Raw genomic sequence first — 17,314 nt, 5'->3', positions numbered from 1 at the left:
CTCACCGCTGCCGACGGCCAGCCGCCAGATCTCTGACCCCAAGATCCTGGGTCGCCGGATCCTGGGCGGCCAGATCGGCTTCGATCAGCTCCACCGCCTCGCCAATCCTGTCGAGGCCGGTTGGAACTTCCAGCCGGAACACGCCGACATGGTTAGCGATTGCTGAACATTGGCGAAAATGCAGTGCTGCGAAATCGCCGGACAGCGCCGCGCGGCCGAACCGCGTCACATAGGAGAATTTGATGATCGCCGGCAAAGCGGCGATGCCGGGCAAGGGCGTGATCCCGGCCCTTTGGCCGCGCTCGAGGACATAGATCCTGGTCGCCGGCACCGCGCCGCCGGAGAAGGCGCCGTGCAGGCGATGCTGCATCTTCTCGATCGCCGGATGCACTTGCGGTCGCACCTCCGCCTGGCCGAGCGAAATCGCGGCCGCGGCGTCGGCGGCAAGCTTGATCTGGGGAAAGCCCGGAACGATCATCGGCGTGTCGGGGTCCGCCAGATCCAGCGCCACGACATCGTCGGTAAGCAATTCATAACCGGCCCGGATCAGCGCGCTTGCAGTCGTCGATTTGCCGGCGCCCTTGTCACCCATGAAGATGGCGCCCCGGCCGGCCACTGCAATGGCGCTGGCATGCAGGACGAGCAGGCCACGCCGATGCAGCAACAGCGCCATCACCGGCCCGAGCAGCGGGAAGGCTAGCAGCGCGTCGTCGACGCCGGGCGCCGGCTCGATGTCGATGCGGCTGAAATCGCTGATCAGGAAGGCGCCGACGGCATGCCATGCCAGATATTGCCGGTCGGGCCCGAAGCGGAAGATTGTTGCGGTCTCGGGCGAAGGCTTCGGCATGTCGATCGTGCCGATGGCGATCAGTATATCCGGCGCCGCAGGCTCCGCCGGCTCCAGCTCGGGCAGCGCCACCTCGGACGCGATGGTCAGGCCATAGGCCCGGTAGTATCGCCGCTCCCGCATCATCCCGCCATGAGGAGCAGGGTCACCAGGATATGTAGCGAGCGGCTGGTTGCGGGGCATTATGCGGGGCTCCCGCCGTGCTGGACCTGGCGCAACCACAGCGACAGCGAGGCCGAGCGCCAGACATATTGGACATCAAGGGGGGCTGCCTGATCGGGTTGGCTGAGCAGCCGTGCATAGGCGGCGCTCACTTGTGGCAGGTTGACATAGGGCGCGATGCGGCCGGCATCCGAAACCAGCAGCTGTTCCAGCAGGTCGCGGTGGTTGCGCACCATGCCGTTGACGAGATTGGCGGTGAAATCGATCTTGGTGCGCCGCCATTGCACCGCCGCCGGCAGGATGCCTTCCATGGCCCGGCGCAACACATAGCGGCCAAAGCCGTGGCTGAGTTTTTCCTCGCCCGGCAGCGCCAGGCAGAATTCGACCAGCGGCTTGTCCCAGAAGGGGTAACGCGGCTCGACGCCGAAATTGGCCGCCGCCTTGTCGAGCACCTCGAAAGAATGCGGCACATAACCGTTGGACAGGATCCAGCGATGGCTGAGCGCGTCGCTGGCCTGGACGCCAGGCGGCATGTAGCCGGCCCGGTGGAAACGCTCGATGAGCTCGGTACGCCTGGCCAGATCCGGATTGATCAGGTCGCGCCAGCTGCGGCCGCGCTGCATGTGCGTGGGCTTGCGTATTCTGTTCAGGACACGGTTTGCCAGCTGTCTCGCCTTGGCGATCCGCCAGGCCGGTCCGTAGAGGGTCAGGAACTGGAAATAGAGGCCGAGCGTGCTGTCGCCATAGGTGTTGGAGGCGCTGCGGACCTCGCGCCAAAGGTCCAGCCACCTGCCGCCATTGGCAAGCTCGTGCAGATGGCCATGGCCCTGGGAAACGACCTCGTCGCCGCCATGGCCGTCGAGCAGCACCTTGATGCCCCTGGCGCCCGCCGTCCGGTAGATGCCGCGGGTCAGCGTCAGCCCTGGCGCCAGGAAGGTGCCTTCCTGTTCCTCCAGCACCCGTTCGAACTCGGCGAAGGGTGCATAATTGCCGACAGGAATCAGCGTCGGATCTGTCTTCTGCTGATCCAGCACGGCATCGATGAAGGCTCGCTCGTCCATCGGCGAGCCCTTCTCGAAAATCAGCGAGAAGGTCGGCAGCTTTGGTTTTCGCTCGGCGGCGTTCTGCAGGCCGGCGACGCAGGTGATCGACGAGGAATCAAGTCCGCCGCTCAGCATAGCGCCGACCGACTGACTTCCGCGCATGCGATTGCGCACCGATTGCGAGAACAGATGGGCGAATTCCTCCGCCGCATCCGACCGCAACGGCCGCGCCGACGGCTCGATCTGCCAATATCGGCGCAGCACCACCTGTTGCGCGGTGACAGTCAGGCTGTGACGCGCCGGCAGGCTGAAGACATCGCTGTAGGGGGTGGATTGCGGGTCGTCGGGAAGCCCGGCCAGGAATCCCGAAATGCTGCGCTCGCTGATGCGTGCACCGACCCCGTCCAGGCCAAGCATCGGCCCGATCTCGGAAGCGAAGGCAAAACGCCGGTCCGCGGCGTGGTAGTAGAACGGCTTGACCCCGAAATGGTCGCGCGCGCAAAACAACAGCTGCCGCTCGGCGTCCCAGATGGCAAAGGCGAAATCGCCATGCAGATACACGGGGCTGGCTTCGCCCCAGCGCAGATAGGCCCGCATCAGCAATTTCGCGTCGGCAACCGTCCGGTCGCGCATGCCGAGCCTCGCCATCAGCTCGTCGCGATTGTCCAGCCGACAATCGGCGGTGATGGCGAGCTTGCCGCCAGCCATGGTCAGCGGGCCGGGGCCGGCTTCATCCGTGGTGTTGAGCCAGGCGTGGCCAAGCGCGATGCTGTTGTCCAGCCACCACGAATTTCCGTCGGGGCCGCGATGGCGCATGCGGGCCAGCATCTGCTGGATGTCGCTCGCCCCGTCCGCCGCCGGCGGTCCCTGTCGCAGCAGGATTCCGGCCACGCCGCTCATCGGCTGCCGTGATCGACCAGATGCGCGAATCCATCGACGGAGCCGCCAAGCACGACATGGTTGTCGCTGACCAGCCAGGCATGCGCCTTCAACTGCTCGCCCGTGCCGCGTTCGATGCCGATGCGGATGTTGGAGGCATTGCCCTGGCGCGCGAGAATGTATTGCCCCGAAAGCGCCTGGGTAAGACAGGTGGCGCGCGGCACGAAACGTGCGGCCGCGGCAACCCCCCAGGCGACGAGCCGCAACTCGCCCATGCTGGCGCACTGGCGCGCATTGAGCCGGGTCACCATGCCGCGAACACGGTTGTAGGAGAACAATGTCAGCCCCAGCCGGATGGCTGCGACCACCAGCAGGCAATGGCAGAGAAAAAGCGCTTCCGAGCCGTTCAGGGACAGAACCCTGGCCAGGTTCCGGCTGGGCCGGCGTTTCGCAGGCCTCGGTCTTTGGTCCGTCGCAGGTCTTTGCCGTGAGATCATGGCCTTTTGCGAAGCCTGCCTAGACAAGTGCCTCATGCTGCAGCCTCGCAAGTCCGTTTTCGGCCAGGCCTTTCAGCAAGGTGTCGACGTCGGCCTTGCAGCGCTCGGCGTCGACATTGTAGCGCTCCAGCACGGCGCCGCGGATGTCGGCGATCGACTTCGGCTCCTGGATCAGTTCCCAGATGAACGCGCCGACGCCGTTGAGGCTGTAATAAATATTGGATTTCAGGTTGAGCAGCGCGAGGCCATCACCGAATTCGCAAGCTACGGCATCCTTGGTGGCAGTTATGCTATCGCGCTCCGATGGGTTCCAGTTCATGCCAAAACCTCGTTTGCAACACACGGTCTACGCGTCGTCAGTTCAAGAAAGGGAAAGTCGGGGATTCTCATCCCCGGCTCCATTCACGTTGTTAAATCCTGGAGGCCCAACGTCACTCCTCCAGGATCAGGCTAGTCTCAGGAGAACGTCAGGTCGCCAATTGGGGTGTGCGCGGGAAACGACGCGTCGATTGCCGTGCTGCCACCGCCGCCCTGGGTGATGGTCTCAATGGAACCATGTACCGTCAGGCTTGGCGTTTCGTACTCGTGCTTTTCAACATTCTGTTCCATTTTACTCTCCAATGAGGACTGGAAACGGCCTGTCGAGTGCCGTCAGCACTTTCATGCTGCAATGCAATAGCTGCATGGCAGCATTTATGAGTCAAGCCTGATTTACCTCTGATTAATCAATTACGGGTTGCGGACGTCACCATGCGTGTGCGCAATGCCCAAAGTTCCACCTCTTTGCACCTGAAAACAAGTGCGATCAGGCGTTGTGGCTGATGATTCTTTAAGCAATTGATTTTGCTTGCATAAAAAGTTCATAGAGGTGATGCTTTTTTAGGCATCGCTAAAGAGATGGATTTTTGTTAGCCGATCCGTGTTGAAGGTCGGCTGAAGCGCCTCGATAGGGCCGGAATTCCAATCGTATATTCCGTGGTCTTCGGAAACGTCGGCAAACGCCCTGGTTGCAAAATTTCGCACTGCGAAAGGAAAGACTTTACGGCGCCGAGGTTTTTGAGGATGCTTTGCTTCGCAGTTGCAGCATACGCGTCGCGCAAACCGCATTTTGGAGATCATGCGCTTAATGGCCTTGCCGGAAAGTTCCTATGAACGACTGCGCGCCGCCGACTGCGCCGGCGAGATCGCCTATGTGCAGGCCTGCCTGCGGTTGTATTTCGCTGGGCCGAAGGCCTCGACCGGCGAGGTCTCGGCGCCGAGCCTTTCCGCCGCCGTCGTCGCCGACATCGCCAGGCTGAACAAGGTCGCCATTTTCGTGCTGAAGGCGTTGTCGCGCGCCCCCGCGGGCGAAGGGCCGGTGGAGCTTTTCCAGTGGCTCGATACCTATCGCCGGCGGACGGTTTCGATGAATGCCGCCTGCCTCATGGATTCGATGGCAATCCACCAGGCGCTACGCGACAGGCAGATCGATTTCGTCTTTCTCAAAGGCCCGTTCCAGCAACATCTGCTTTACGACGACCATTTCATGAAGCCTTCGGGCGATGTCGACATATTGGTTTCCCCGGCCGGGTTCGCGAGAGCGCGCGACGCGCTGCGCTCGATCGGCTACGAGGTTGCCGGCAAGTCACGTTCCGTCTGGTGGGTCCGTTTTCTTGGCGAACAGCACATGATCCGCGGCAACGGGCCGTCCACGGTCGATCTTCACTATCGGCTCCAGCAACCCGGCTCGCCCAGCCCGCGCGATGCCGACGGGTTCCTGCGGCGCAAACGGCTGGTCGAGATCACCGGCACGGAAGTGCCGTTCACGTCGGTTGCCGACACGCTGATGCTGTCCTGCATCAGCGTCGCCAAGGCATTGTTCAACCGCGAGCCTTGCGCCGGCTATGTCTGCGATATCAGGGCCAGCGCCAACCGTCTCGACGAAGCCGATCAGCAGCTTGTGCTCGATGCGGCGGTGAGCCAGGGGCTGGACGATACGCTGCTGCTCGGCCTGCGCGCCGCCGATGTGCTGCTGGGCGGTACCGGCACGCTTTTGTCGGAGCGGGCCAAGCCGATCCTGTCGCGCATCGGCAATGAGGACCTGCTCAACATGGTCATCGCGCCATGGCTGTCGTCGCTGCGCTGGCCGCAGCGGCGAACGGTGTTATGGGAATTGTGCGGCCGGGCTCCCGTCCGCTACCTGGCCGAAGCCGGCTGGGCAGCGTCGGCGGACATCAGCCGCCGTATCTTCGAGCGGCCGGCCAGTCCGTGATGGCTGTCGCGTCGCAATACGTACAGGGCGAGGGCATATCGGAACCTGTGCAAGAGGCAAAACCCATGTCGATGACGAAATCAGAGGTCTGCGTGATCATCGCGGCCAAAAATGCGGGGCGCACGATCGCGGTCGCCATCGCATCCGCGTTGCGCGAACCTGAGGTGTCGGAGGTCGTCGTCGTCGACGACGGCTCCACCGACAATACGGCCGAGGTCGCCCGCTCCGCCGACGACGGCAGCGGCCGGCTTGCGGTGATGCGCCTTGACGTCAATCGCGGCCCCTCCTTTGCCCGCAATGCCGCGATCGCCGGCTCGAAAGCGCCGTTCATCAGCATTCTGGACGCCGACGACTTCTTCCTCGAGGGCCGGTTTCGCAACCTGTTTGCCGCCTCCGACTGGGATTTCGCAGCCGACAACATCATGCTCATCAGGGATGATGCGACGAGCGACGCAACCAAGATCGTCGCCCCCGATTTTGCCGCCGATCCGGAATTCCTCGACTTCGAGCGCTTCGTCGAAGGCAACATCTCCAGGCGCCGCGTGCAGAGAGGCGAGCTTGGCTTCCTGAAGCCGGTGATCAGCCGCGCCTTCCTCGACCGGCACCGGTTGCGCTACGACGAGAGCCTGCGGCTGGGCGAGGATTACGAACTCTACGCCCGCGCGGTCGCCCATGGGGCACGGTTCAAGGTCATCCGCTCCTGCGGCTACGGCGCCATTGTGCGCGCCGATTCGCTCAGCGGCCGCCACAAGACACAGGACCTGCAACGGCTGGCCGACGCGGATCTGGCGCTGCTGGCGATCGACAGCCTGCCGGAAGGCTCCAAGGCGGTGCTGCGGCGGCACGAGCGGCATGTCCGCGACAAATACCGGCTGCGCAATTTCCTCGACGTGAAGGCCGAGCGCGGGCTGGCTTCGGCCGCCGCCTATGCCTTGTCAAGTCAGTCCAACCTGGTTCCCATCGTCCAGGGCGTGGCCTCCGACAAGATCGAGGCGCTGTTTCGCCGCGTTGGCCTTGTCTCCGGCCAAAAGCGCGTGCCGCCGCTGCGTTTCCTGATGGCCGGGACCAGTGCCGGCAAGGAGCGGTAAGGCGCGGGGAATGCCCGGTTTAACCGCCAGCAGCACGCTCACTGCGCAAAGCATTTCCACCGGATTTATGAGTTTACGAATTGGGTGGTTGCCTCACGGCTCTGACGATGGCAGTCTATGTTGCGGTGCAGCAAATCGAACGACCAACCGAACTGGCCCCCGATCGGATTGGTCCGAGTCTCTCCTCTTCAGGGGAGTTGGACGATGCGGTACGCGTTTTTCAGCCCCGCTTGCGGGGATCGGCCAGGTGTCCGGCATGCACGCCGGCGATGACAGGAATTTAAGCTCATGGCCTCGATATTCGGCTTCAGATCAAGGGATCCGGCCCGCGACCGGCAGGCGGACGTTGCACGCCTCGACCGGCTGGCGAAGCTGTTCGAGCAGATTGCTGCCGAGATCGAAGCCGAGAAAACCGGTCTGGAGAGCCGCTACCGCAAGACGGCGACCAACGCGGCCTTTCTCGTCGAAGCCATGGAAAACGGCTCCGCTTCCGACAGACGCTCATCCGAAGTCAGTGCGCTGACGGAATCGATCCTGAATTGCGAGCGCCGCATCGCGGCGCTTTCACGCCAGAACGGCATGATGAAGGAACTCCGCCATTCGCTGGATTTGGTCTTCGACGCGGGCGGGCCGTCCGATACGGCCGCCGCTGTCGATTTCGCCCGGCCCGCGGGCGCAGGCCGGGCGTGACGATAGGGGCGTGGGACTACTTCAAAGGCATGATGCAAGCTTCAAAGGTATGATGCAGACACGAGAGGGAATTCGGGAGGGTCAAGAGAAGGCCAAGGTTGGCCCGTTTGGAAGCGGTTCAAACGTCGACTTTGGGTTGGGGACGCACAGCACAAAGGTGAGTTTGGTATGAATTCGGATCCGAAAACCACGTCCACGACAGCAATTGACGCAACGTCCTTCTCGCATGAGACCCGGCAAGCCGACCTGAGGCGGTTGGGTTTGATCGGCGGGCTGTTGCTGGCTGCGCTCGGCAGCCTCTTTGCGGCTCCCGCCCATGCACAGGATATCCAGTCGGCTCCCTCTTTCGTCGATGATTTCAAGAGCTTCGATCGCTCGCGCTGGTATGTGTCCGACGGCTGGAACAACGGCAGTCATCAGAATTGCACCTGGTCGAAGGGACTGGTCGCGCTTTCCGACGGCGTGCTGTCGCTTGGCTTCGAAAAGCAGAAGCTGAAGGATCGCGAGTTCGCCTGCGGCGAGATCCAGACCAAGCAGCGCTTCGGCTACGGCACCTACGAGGCGCGAATGAAGACCGACACCGGATCCGGCCTCAATGCGGCGTTCTTCACCTATATCGGGCCGTCCGATAAGCAGCCCTGGGACGAGATCGATTTCGAGATCCTGACCAAGGACACCTCCAAGGTGCAGGTCAACGCCTATATCGACGGCAAGGGCAAGAACGAGAAGCTGGTCGAGGTGCCGGGCGGCACCGACAAGGGCTTCAACGATTACGCCTTCGTCTGGCAGAAGGACAGTTTGCGCTGGTACGTCAACGGCCAGCTGGTGAACACCATCACCGACCCGGCGAAGCTGCCCAGCCATGCGCAGAAGATCTTCTTCAGCCTTTGGGGCAGCGATACCATGAAGGGCTGGATGGGCGCGTTCGCCGATCCGGGCCGCAAGCTTTCGCTGCAGGTCGAGCGTGTCGCCTTCACCGCGCTCGGCGAGCCCTGCCAGTTTCCGGAATCGCTCGTATGCAGCGTAAAAGAGTTGGGAAAGACCAATTGAACCGGCCGGACCGAAAACGGGTCGCGGCCATGGATGGGAATGAAACCGAATGAACTTGACGGTGTTTGGAATTGGCTATGTCGGCCTCGTGCAGGCAGCGGTGCTTGCCGAGGTTGGCCACCAGGTTGTTTGCGTCGACATCGACGAAAACAAGGTGGAGCGCCTCAACCAGGGCTTCGTTCCGATCTTCGAGCCCGGCCTCGAAAGCATCGTCAGGGAAAATCACGCCGCCGGCCGCATCAAATTCACCACCGATGCGGCGGCTGCCGTCAGGCACGGTGAAATCCAGATGATCGCGGTCGGCACGCCGCCCGGCGAGGACGGTTCGGCCGACCTCAAATACGTGCTGGCCGTCGCCGAGACCATCGGCCGCGAAATGGACACGGCCAAGATCGTCGTCGGCAAGTCGACCGTGCCGGTCGGCACTTGCGAAAAGGTGAAGGCCAGGATCGCCGAGACGCTGAAGAAGAGAGGTCGCGAGGACCTCTCCTTCGACGTCGCCTCCAATCCCGAATTCCTCAAGGAAGGCTCGGCCGTCGCCGACTGCATGAAGCCAGACCGCATCATCGTCGGCACATCGAGCGAGGCGACCGAGGCGGTGATGCGCGAGCTCTATGCGCCCTTCAACCGCAACCACGAAAAGATGATCGTGATGGATGTGCGCAGCGCCGAATTCACGAAATATGCCGCCAACTGCATGCTGGCGACCAAGATCAGCTTCATGAACGAGATGGCCAATCTGGCCGAGCAGCTCGGCGCCGACATCGAGGAGGTGCGCAAAGGCATCGGCAGCGACCCGCGCATCGGCTACCACTTCATCTATCCGGGTCTCGGCTATGGCGGCTCGTGCTTTCCCAAGGACGTCCGCGCCCTGATCAAGACCGCCGAGGGCGTCAAATTCGACGCCAAGCTGCTGCGTGCCGTCGAGGAGCGCAACAACGACCAGAAATCCGTGCTGTTCGACAAAGTGAACCGCTATTTCAAGGGCAGTCTCAAGGGCAAGACCTTCGCGCTCTGGGGCCTGGCCTTCAAGCCCAACACCGACGACATGCGTGAGGCGCCGGCGCGCGTCCTGATGGAAGCATTGTGGAAGGCCGGCGCCACCGTGCAGGCCTATGATCCCGAGGCGATGCAGGAATGCCAGGCCATCTACGGCCTGCGCGATGACCTGATGCTGTGCGGTACCAAGGAGGCGGCGCTGCGCGGCGCCGATGCGCTGCTCATCGCCACCGAATGGAAGAGTTTTCGAGCCCCGTCCTTCGACGCGCTGAAGGACGCGCTGACGACGCCGGTCATTTTCGACGGCCGCAACCTCTACGACCCCAAGGTCGTGGCGCGCCATGGCATCGAATACCACTCGATCGGCAGAATGGCGGCATGAGAGCCGCGCAGAGCAAACAGAGTCTGGCACACGCGCCCGGCGCGGAAAGGAGTTGTGGCTGATGGTGCTGGACGTAAAGCCCGAGCAAATCACCGGGGATCATTTCGATCTTGTCGCGATCGGTTCCGGTTTCGGTTCGGCCTTCTTCCTGCATGAGTTCGCCAAGCGGCGCAAGGCGCGCATCCTTGTCCTGGAATGGGGCCGGCACAACACGCATGAATGGCAGCTCGACCAGAACGCCAACACCGACATCGATGACGAAACGACCTACAAGACCGACAACGCCGACAAGCCGTGGAATTACACGATCGGGCTGGGCGGCGGCACCAACTGCTGGTTCGCGCAGACGCCTCGGTTCCATCCCAACGATTTCAGGCTGAAAAGCACCTACGGCATCGGCAATGACTGGCCGATCAGCTATGACGATGTCGAGCCTTTCTACTGCGACGCCGAAGAGATCATGTCGATCTCCGGCGACCCCGACATGGCGGCGATGCTGCCGCGCTCGAAGCCATTTCCGCAACCGCCGCATCGCATGTCGACGCCCGACAAGATGATGAAGGCGGCCCAGCCCGACCAGCATTTCGTCATGCCGACCGCGCGGGCGAGGGTGCCGACCGCGCAGCGCAGTTCGTGCTGTGCCAATCTGCGCTGCTGGCTGTGTCCGGCCGACGCCAAATTCACCGTCAACAACGGCTTGATGCATGTCTTCGAGCATCCCGACGTTTCGGTCTGCCTCGGTGCTGAAGTGCGCAGGCTCGACCATGTCGGCGGCACGGTCCGCTCGGTCACCTTCGTCCATGACGGCAAGGAATATCAGGTCAGCGGCGATCTCTTCATCCTCGGCGCCAATGCCATCCAGAGCGCCGCGATTATGCTGCGATCCGGCCTGGGAGACGAATTCGTCGGGCGCGGCCTGCACGAATCCTATGGCTGGAATTTCGAGGTCTATCTCGACGGCGTCGACAATTTCGACGGCAGCACCATCACCACCGGCCTGAATTTCGGCCTCTATGATGGTCCGCACCGGTCCGAGCATGCGGCGGCACTGGTCTATTTCGAAAACCGCTGGCAGCACGGGATGCGCGCCGAGAAGGGGCGGTTGCGCCAGACGCTGCCGCTGGTCGTGGTCACCGAAAACCTGCTCGATCACGAGAATTTCGTCACCCTCGACGACGACGACAACGCCTTCGTCTCCTTCAAGGCACCGTCGGACTATGCGGTCAAGGGCATGGCCCGGGCGCTGGATAAATTGCCGGCGCTGCTTGCCCCGCTGCCGGTCGAACGGCTCTTCGACCGCGGCATCCGGCCAACGGAATCGCATGTCCAGGGTACGCTGAGGATGGGCACTGGCCCGGCCGATTCGGTGATCGACAGCAACATGATCCATCACCGGTTGAGAAACCTGGTTGTCGTCGGCACCAGCACCTATCCGAGCTGCTCCTGCGCCAACCCAAGCCTGACCGCGGCAGCTTTGTCGCTTCGGGCGGCGAGCCGCATCGCGTGAGAGGAGCGGGCCGATGATCGAAGTCACACGGCGCTCTGCACTGGCCATCCTGGCAGGCGGTGTTGCCTCGACGGGCGTTGCCTATGCGGCCGTCTCTTCGTTTTCGGACGAGGATCTGGTCCGCGTCACGCTGGAAAAATATCTCGGCAGGCTGAACATGCGCATCGAGCATCTGCAGCAGTTCGTGCTGGAGTTCCGCAACCGGAATCCGTGGGTCTTTCCAAGCGAGAAATTGAGCGATGCCGTCACTCTGGTGGAGGAGCTCAAATTGGGTGCGGCGCGTCGCCTCCTGCCCCAGCAGAAGCGGGAAGATCTCTTACAGTTCGACCGCTGGGTCATTGCAGAGTTTCATATGCTGACGGACTACGCCTGGCGCAGTTCACTCGACGATCCGATCCGGTTCACCGGATGGCACTCCTGCACCAACCCGTTCGCGACGCTTGACCCGCCACAGAGCGCGTGAGGCGCAAGTGGCCCCTGATCAGACGAGCCAGAATATCAGAATGCGACAAGGAGCCGGTTCATGAAAGTCCTCTTTGCCAGCGGCAACGGCTACCCGCCAGAGTTCGGCGGCGGCGTCCAGTCCAGCACGCATCATCTGGTGCAGCAGCTGATCGAACACGGGCATGAAGCGTCGGTGCTCGCCGCTTTGTTCGGCGACGGCATGTTCGGCCTCAAGGCGCGCGCCAAGATGAAGCTCTTGCGGCAACCCGCGGTCGTCGACAGCTTTCCCGGCTACCCGGTGATTAGGACATGGTTTCCTTGGGAAGCAGCACGCTTTGCCGTCAAGAAACAGAAACCGGATGTGACCGTGGTCCAGTGCCACAAATCGGTTCCGCTGGGCAAGGCACTGCAAGCCGAGGGTGTGCCGCTGGTCGTCTATCTCAGAAATGTCGAGTTCCACGAACTGGGCGGCGACCTGCGCGAATTGCGCTCCGCGCTCTACATCGCCAATTCCGAGTTCACCGCGCGCGCCTACAGCAAGGAATTTGGCATCGAGGCGACGGTGATCCCGCCAACCATCAATCCGATGCAATACAGCACGCCGACCACGGGCCAGTTCGTCACCTTGATCAACCCCTATGAGGAAAAGGGTTTTGAGCTGGCGGTGCGCATTGCCGGCGCCTGCCCGGAAATCCCGTTCCTGTTCGTCGAAAGCTGGAAGCTGGAGGACGACCATCGTGCGCGCATCGAAGAGACGATCAGGCCACTCGGCAATGTCACGCTGGAGAGCCGCACCAACGACATGAAGACGATCTATGGCCGCACCAGGATCCTGCTTGCGCCCTCGAAATGGGAGGAGGCCTGGGGCCGTGTGGCGTCAGAGGCCCATTGCAGCGGCATTCCGGTCGTCGGCTCGCGGCGCGGCGGCCTGCCCGAAGCGATCGGGCCCGGCGGCGCGGTGCTCGATTATGACGCTCCGCTCATCGACTGGGTCGCGGCCGTCAGGCAGCTGTGGAACGACAAAAAGGAATACGAGCGGGTTTCAAGCCTCGCGCGCGGCTTTGCGGGCCGCCCGGAGCTCGATCCCGATCGCCAGTTCGTCACCTTCTTCTCGATACTGGACAGGGCGGTGCAGCAACGAGCGCGCCAGGCAGCCTGATATTTCGGACAGGTCGGGGCGCCTGCAGGACCAGGCGCGAATTCGATCTTGGAGGCGGCATCAGCTGGCTTCAACGCTCGGTGGTGCGCTGAGTTTTTGACGGCTCACTTTGGTTTCTTGATCCGGTATCGTCCCTGCGACACGGCGGTCCTGTTTGTGACCTTGTTCTGGAGTACGCCCTTCAGCACCTGAACGATGTCGTCTCGGACGACAGGGAAAATCCGGTAATACTGATGCTGCTCCGGATCCTTCGCGAAGGTCGTCACGTCGGAACAGTCGATGGCAGTCACTTTGTCGCTGATGGTCGCCATATTGTCCGGGCCATCATTGCCCAGCCTTGGCCCGTTGAATTTTGTCCCGGCGCTCAATGTGTTGAGGACCCAGTCTTTTGAGGAATGGTAGACGGAGACGGATTGGCCAATCCGTGGCAGGAACTTCAATTTTGCCGGGTCATCGAAGGCGTCGGCGTCCTCGTCGGCGGCGGCCAGCACGATCTTGTCGAAGGTCCGCCTCAGAACCGCAGGGTTGGGGTTGTTCTGGCCAAGCGGCACCATTGCCGAGACCGACTCTCCGGTCTGCTTCGCCACCACCGGGTCGGGTAGTCTGAGAAGGGCCTGAAGCGCGTTCCGGAGCACATAGTTTCCCATGCTGTGGCAGAGCAGGTGGATGCTCTGCTGGCAGCGCAACTCCTCCGGCAAGGAGTCGACATAATCGTGCAACCGTCGGATCGTTCGGGCGACGGATGGACCCGATGCGGAAGCAGTCCCTCGATCATGTGTGTAGTCGTTGTAAGGCAGGGGAACCCCAAGTGGCGAAGCGATCGAGGGCCAGGTGAACACGAACATATTGGCGTTGAGGCCATAGAAGGCCGAGATCCAACCACCGCGCTCGATCGCATCGAAAAAGCTGTTGCTGAACCCGTGAATGAAGGCGATGGTCGGCCGTTTCGAAGCCACCATGTCATTCCTCAGCGCGTCGAATATCGTGTTGCTTCCCAACTGGGGCGTGTCGCCTTTGGCGAAGATCAGCTGTTCATCAGCGACCTCAAGAGAGCCGGGAACGAACACGTTGGTTCGCGCCTGGAGATCGACGTCGACGTCGGCGCTGCCGTAGCGAACGTTAAGCCCGCCCACAGGTCCGAGTTCGGAGCCGAAGTCGACGATACGACTGCCGCCCGGCTCGGTAAACGGCTGCCGATTTGTAGCGAAATAGACCTTGATCCTCATGGCTGCCCCCCAAGCTCCACTGCGTCCGTGCAAAGGTCAAACTGGATCTTATGCGTCATAACCCGCGCTTGGGGGAACGAATTCGCTACGCGGCGTCAGGATTTTCTGGCATTGCTTCCCCCATTTCCGCAAGGCCATGTGAAACATCAGCACATCCAAAGAATTTACTCAAGGCTTAGAGAAGTGAGGACCATGAAATGGTGTTCACGTCTTCGTCACAGGCCGCATGGAATCGATTCAAAGCGGGTTACTAGTGCCCCGCCAGATAAAGCGCTTGGTGCGAAGGCTGGAAGCCACGCGCTGATACTTCGACTCTTGGGTTGATCCCCCGGGCATTGACCGGCAGCGCGCGTGTGCGATTGGCATCGGAGCCAGAACAATTGCGTCGAGTCTCGGCCGGAGCATCGCGTCAGGGCAAATAGCGTTCGGGATCAGGCCGGGCGCTTGACCCGGCTTTTCAGCGTCTCGTAGCCACGCGCGCCCAGCAGGGCGCGGGCCAAGGCCTTGGCGGCGCCCTTGCGGCCTTCCTGCGAGTTGACCTGCCGCAGCCTGGCCGGCAGGTTGCGCGCCGCCTGGCCGAGCGCCGGCAGCGACAGCGTGTCGGGAAAGCTGACTATGTGCGTTTCGACGCACAGCACCGGCTTGCCCGACAGCTCCGTGATCTTCAGCGCCTGCGCGTGCTCGCTTTCGATGAACAGGATGGCGTTGGATTTCCGGTAGAAATCGGCCTTGAAACTGCCATGCGCGCCAAGCCGCTGGCGCTCCGCCTTGCTTGGCAGGTCGAGCATGATCAGTTGGTCGTAAAGGATCCCATTCCTGGCCAGCCAGGCCTCGGTCAGCGCGCGGTATTTCTCCAGCCGGCTGGTGACCAGCCAGCCGATCCTGTGGGTCGGGGCATGAAGCGGCCGCGCTTCGCTGAGGAATTTCTCATAGGCCGGACCGTCGTCGTTTTCCGCTTCGGTCGGGTCGAGGCACAACACGCCGTCGATATCGACGCAGCATTGCGCCAGGAATTTGTGATGCATGAAATTCCACTGGAACATGCGCGGATGCCGCACCACCTCGAAGACGAGGTCGGTTTCCGGGTGCTTCGGCTCCAGGCCGAACACCGCGGCATAGATGAAATCGCCCTCGATGCCGGCGGCCTCGATACGGGCGCGGGCATCGCGCATGGCGTTGCCGCCGGCGATGCTGTCGTCGATCACCAGCACCTTGCGCATGTCGGAGACCTTGCGGTCGAGTGCGGCGCGGCGCTTGGTGATGCCTGACGTGTAGACCCGGCCTTCCAGGAAGGAGTCCAGGTCGGTCATCGGAATGTTCGCCGCAAGGCTGACAAGCGTCGCCGCCAGCACGCCGCTTCTGGGGACGCCGACCACCAGGTCGATGTCGCGCGGCAGCCGGTGAAGGTTGCTGACGATCGTGTCGTTCATGTCGGAGATCGATCGGTAGTGCATGGATCAGACCTATGCTCGTGTGGATATTGGGTAGCCGGCAAAGGCGCCGAAATTATTGCGCCTCGCGCGGCGTTGCCGCCGGCTGTCTGGCCGGCAGCATCTTCAGGGCCTCGCGCAAGGCCTCACGGCCGGATGCGAAGGCCAGCGCGATGACGATGGTGATGAGGTAGGCAAGAATGGCGCCGCTGGCCAAGGCGATGACATGCTGCTGCGGCAGCATCGGCTTGATCAGCCAGATCGCCGCCAGCGCCAGATGGGCGCCGAGCACGAACGGCGTTGCCGCACGCAGCACATGGCTCGCCTGCAGCGGCCCGCTTTTGCCGACATAGAGCCACAGGAACGGCGTGCGCAGATATTCGCTGACGGCGTAGGCGATCGCCACGCCGAGCGCGCCATAGGGCAGGCCGATCGCGAAGGCGAGCACGGACGTCACGGCGGTGATGATGCCCCAGCGCATGAAGTCGCCGGAGCGGCCCTGGCTGACGAAAAGCCAGCCCGCCGGGTTGTTGAGCGGCTGCAGCAGCCCGGCAAAGCCGAGCGCCAGGAAGATCGCGGCGCTTGCGCGCCACTGCTCGCCGAGCACGAAGGGGATCAGCACGTCCGACATGGCGGTGGCGAAGGCGACACCGGGCAGCGCCACCAAAAGGATGAGCGGCATCACGCGCAGGTAGGCGCTGCGGTAGCGGTCCGGCTCGTCCTTCAGCCTGGACAGCGCCGGCACCATGACCTTCGACAGCGGATTGGTGATCTGGCTGAGCGGGAACAGAAGCAGCTTGTAGGCACGGTCATAAAGGCCGAGTTGCTGCTCGCCCCAATATTTGCCGATCAGCACATTGTCGAGGTTGCGGGCGAAGAAATTGGCGAAGTTGAAACCGGTGATGCCGGCGCCGAAATTGATCAGCTCGCCGATGCCGGAGACCTTGCGCGGCAGGCCGGGCCGCCAGCGCGAGCTTGCCCAGTAGCACAGCGTCGGCAGCACCGCACCGGTCAGCGTGCCCGCAAACAGCGCCCAGTAAGAGCGGTCGATGAAAGTCCAGGCTATCGATACGGCCAGCCCGGCGATGGCGCTGGCGACATCGATGACCGCCAGGCGGCCGAACTGCATGCGCCGCGTCAAAAGCGCCAGATGTTGGGCGCCAAGCCCGTAGGCCATGATCTGCAGCCCGAAGGCAGCCACCAGCCCGGCCACGCGCGGCTCGCCGTAGAAGGCGGCGACCAGTGGTGCCGCACCCGCGAGCACGCAGGCCAGGATGGCACTGACGGCGACATTGATCCAGAAGAGGTAGTTCACCTCCTCGTGCCTTATGCCGGATTTCTGGATCGTCGCCTGGGTCAGGCCGAAATCCTGGAACAGCGCGATGAAGGCCAGCACCGGCGCACACATCGCCACCACGCCGAAATCCTGTGGCGACAACAGCCGCGACAGCACGATGACGGATATGATCTGTGTCGCGACCCGCACCGATTGCGACATGGCGGTCACCACCGCGCCGCGCCCGACCGATTTGCGCAGCGAGCCTTCCGGCGGATCGAATGGGTTGGCTTCCAAATTCAGGATTCCTGATTTTTGCGCGGATTTCCGACACCTTGAAAATCCACGACCGCCGCCGTCCCCAAACTACGGCAATAATTTTGC

The 17,314-nt window shown here is 62.5% G+C and carries 16 protein-coding genes; 8 read left to right on the top strand and 8 right to left on the bottom strand.

From position 1 onward, the window contains the following. Nucleotide 1 precedes the first annotated feature (1 nt). The 5 genes from JN279_RS01290 to JN279_RS01270 all read right to left on the bottom strand — a co-directional run bounded on the left by JN279_RS01290 (nucleotide 2) and on the right by JN279_RS01270 (nucleotide 4,037). Complete coding sequence (locus tag JN279_RS01290; protein ID WP_096458400.1) at nucleotides 2–1,033, bottom strand: serine kinase; 1,032 nt, start codon at nucleotides 1,031–1,033, stop codon at nucleotides 2–4. Beyond that, nucleotides 1,030–2,952, bottom strand: coding sequence for a lasso peptide isopeptide bond-forming cyclase (locus JN279_RS01285; RefSeq protein WP_096453000.1), 1,923 nt, complete (start codon nucleotides 2,950–2,952; stop codon nucleotides 1,030–1,032). The genes JN279_RS01290 and JN279_RS01285 overlap by 4 nt, the downstream gene beginning before the upstream one ends. Beyond that, the gene (locus JN279_RS01280) at nucleotides 2,949–3,299 is read right to left on the bottom strand and encodes a lasso peptide biosynthesis B2 protein (RefSeq protein ID WP_244734354.1); all 351 of its coding nucleotides are present in this window, start codon (nucleotides 3,297–3,299) and stop codon (nucleotides 2,949–2,951) included. Before JN279_RS01280 ends, JN279_RS01285 begins: the two co-directional genes overlap by 4 nt. Before the next feature lie 148 nt (nucleotides 3,300–3,447). Then, entirely contained in the window at nucleotides 3,448–3,747 is a 300-nt protein-coding gene (locus JN279_RS01275) for a PqqD family protein (RefSeq protein WP_096453004.1), read from the bottom strand. Nucleotides 3,748–3,884: 137 nt separating this feature from the next. Next, on the bottom strand, nucleotides 3,885–4,037 hold the full coding sequence (locus JN279_RS01270) for a lasso peptide (RefSeq protein WP_010913078.1): 153 nt from the start codon (nucleotides 4,035–4,037) through the stop codon (nucleotides 3,885–3,887). A gap of 517 nt (nucleotides 4,038–4,554) precedes the next feature. Between JN279_RS01270 and JN279_RS01265 the strand changes: the two genes are divergently transcribed. The 8 genes from JN279_RS01265 to JN279_RS01230 all read left to right on the top strand — a co-directional run bounded on the left by JN279_RS01265 (nucleotide 4,555) and on the right by JN279_RS01230 (nucleotide 12,998). After that, nucleotides 4,555–5,679, top strand: coding sequence for a nucleotidyltransferase family protein (locus JN279_RS01265; RefSeq protein WP_096453006.1), 1,125 nt, complete (start codon nucleotides 4,555–4,557; stop codon nucleotides 5,677–5,679). A 65-nt stretch (nucleotides 5,680–5,744) separates the two neighbouring features. Continuing rightward, nucleotides 5,745–6,767 carry a glycosyltransferase family 2 protein gene (locus JN279_RS01260; RefSeq protein ID WP_202351799.1) on the top strand — a complete coding sequence of 341 codons (1,023 nt, stop codon included), beginning with the start codon at nucleotides 5,745–5,747 and terminating at the stop codon, nucleotides 6,765–6,767. A gap of 288 nt (nucleotides 6,768–7,055) precedes the next feature. Continuing rightward, nucleotides 7,056–7,457, top strand: coding sequence for a hypothetical protein (locus JN279_RS01255; RefSeq protein WP_202351798.1), 402 nt, complete (start codon nucleotides 7,056–7,058; stop codon nucleotides 7,455–7,457). A gap of 168 nt (nucleotides 7,458–7,625) precedes the next feature. Further along, on the top strand, nucleotides 7,626–8,507 hold the full coding sequence (gene exoK / locus JN279_RS01250; protein WP_202351797.1) for an endo-1,3-1,4-beta-glycanase ExoK: 882 nt from the start codon (nucleotides 7,626–7,628) through the stop codon (nucleotides 8,505–8,507). A gap of 49 nt (nucleotides 8,508–8,556) precedes the next feature. Further along, complete coding sequence (locus JN279_RS01245; protein WP_202351796.1) at nucleotides 8,557–9,888, top strand: UDP-glucose dehydrogenase family protein; 1,332 nt, start codon at nucleotides 8,557–8,559, stop codon at nucleotides 9,886–9,888. Between the two features lie 61 nt (nucleotides 9,889–9,949). Further along, entirely contained in the window at nucleotides 9,950–11,395 is a 1,446-nt protein-coding gene (locus tag JN279_RS01240; RefSeq protein ID WP_202351795.1) for a GMC oxidoreductase, read from the top strand. Nucleotides 11,396–11,408: 13 nt separating this feature from the next. Continuing rightward, on the top strand, nucleotides 11,409–11,858 hold the full coding sequence (locus JN279_RS01235) for a hypothetical protein (protein ID WP_096453016.1): 450 nt from the start codon (nucleotides 11,409–11,411) through the stop codon (nucleotides 11,856–11,858). Nucleotides 11,859–11,918: 60 nt separating this feature from the next. Next, a complete protein-coding gene (locus JN279_RS01230; protein WP_096453018.1) occupies nucleotides 11,919–12,998 on the top strand; it encodes a glycosyltransferase in 1,080 nt (359 codons plus the stop codon). Nucleotides 12,999–13,102: 104 nt separating this feature from the next. On the opposite strand, the gene JN279_RS01225 is transcribed toward JN279_RS01230, so the two are convergent. The 3 genes from JN279_RS01225 to JN279_RS01215 all read right to left on the bottom strand — a co-directional run bounded on the left by JN279_RS01225 (nucleotide 13,103) and on the right by JN279_RS01215 (nucleotide 17,227). Beyond that, nucleotides 13,103–14,224: an alpha/beta hydrolase gene (locus tag JN279_RS01225; RefSeq protein ID WP_202351794.1), complete on the bottom strand. Its 1,122-nt coding sequence runs from the start codon at nucleotides 14,222–14,224 to the stop codon at nucleotides 13,103–13,105. A 431-nt stretch (nucleotides 14,225–14,655) separates the two neighbouring features. Further along, complete coding sequence (locus tag JN279_RS01220; RefSeq protein ID WP_202351793.1) at nucleotides 14,656–15,678, bottom strand: phosphoribosyltransferase family protein; 1,023 nt, start codon at nucleotides 15,676–15,678, stop codon at nucleotides 14,656–14,658. A 52-nt stretch (nucleotides 15,679–15,730) separates the two neighbouring features. After that, a complete protein-coding gene (locus JN279_RS01215) occupies nucleotides 15,731–17,227 on the bottom strand; it encodes a lipopolysaccharide biosynthesis protein (protein ID WP_202351792.1) in 1,497 nt (498 codons plus the stop codon). Between the last annotated feature and the right edge of the window lie 87 nt (nucleotides 17,228–17,314).

This window comes from Mesorhizobium sp. 113-1-2, from assembly GCF_016756475.1.
GTDB lineage: Bacteria > Pseudomonadota > Alphaproteobacteria > Rhizobiales > Rhizobiaceae > Mesorhizobium > Mesorhizobium loti_C.
The sequence above is the reverse complement of the archived record's forward strand: the minus strand, read 5'-3'. Positions and strand labels throughout refer to the sequence as shown.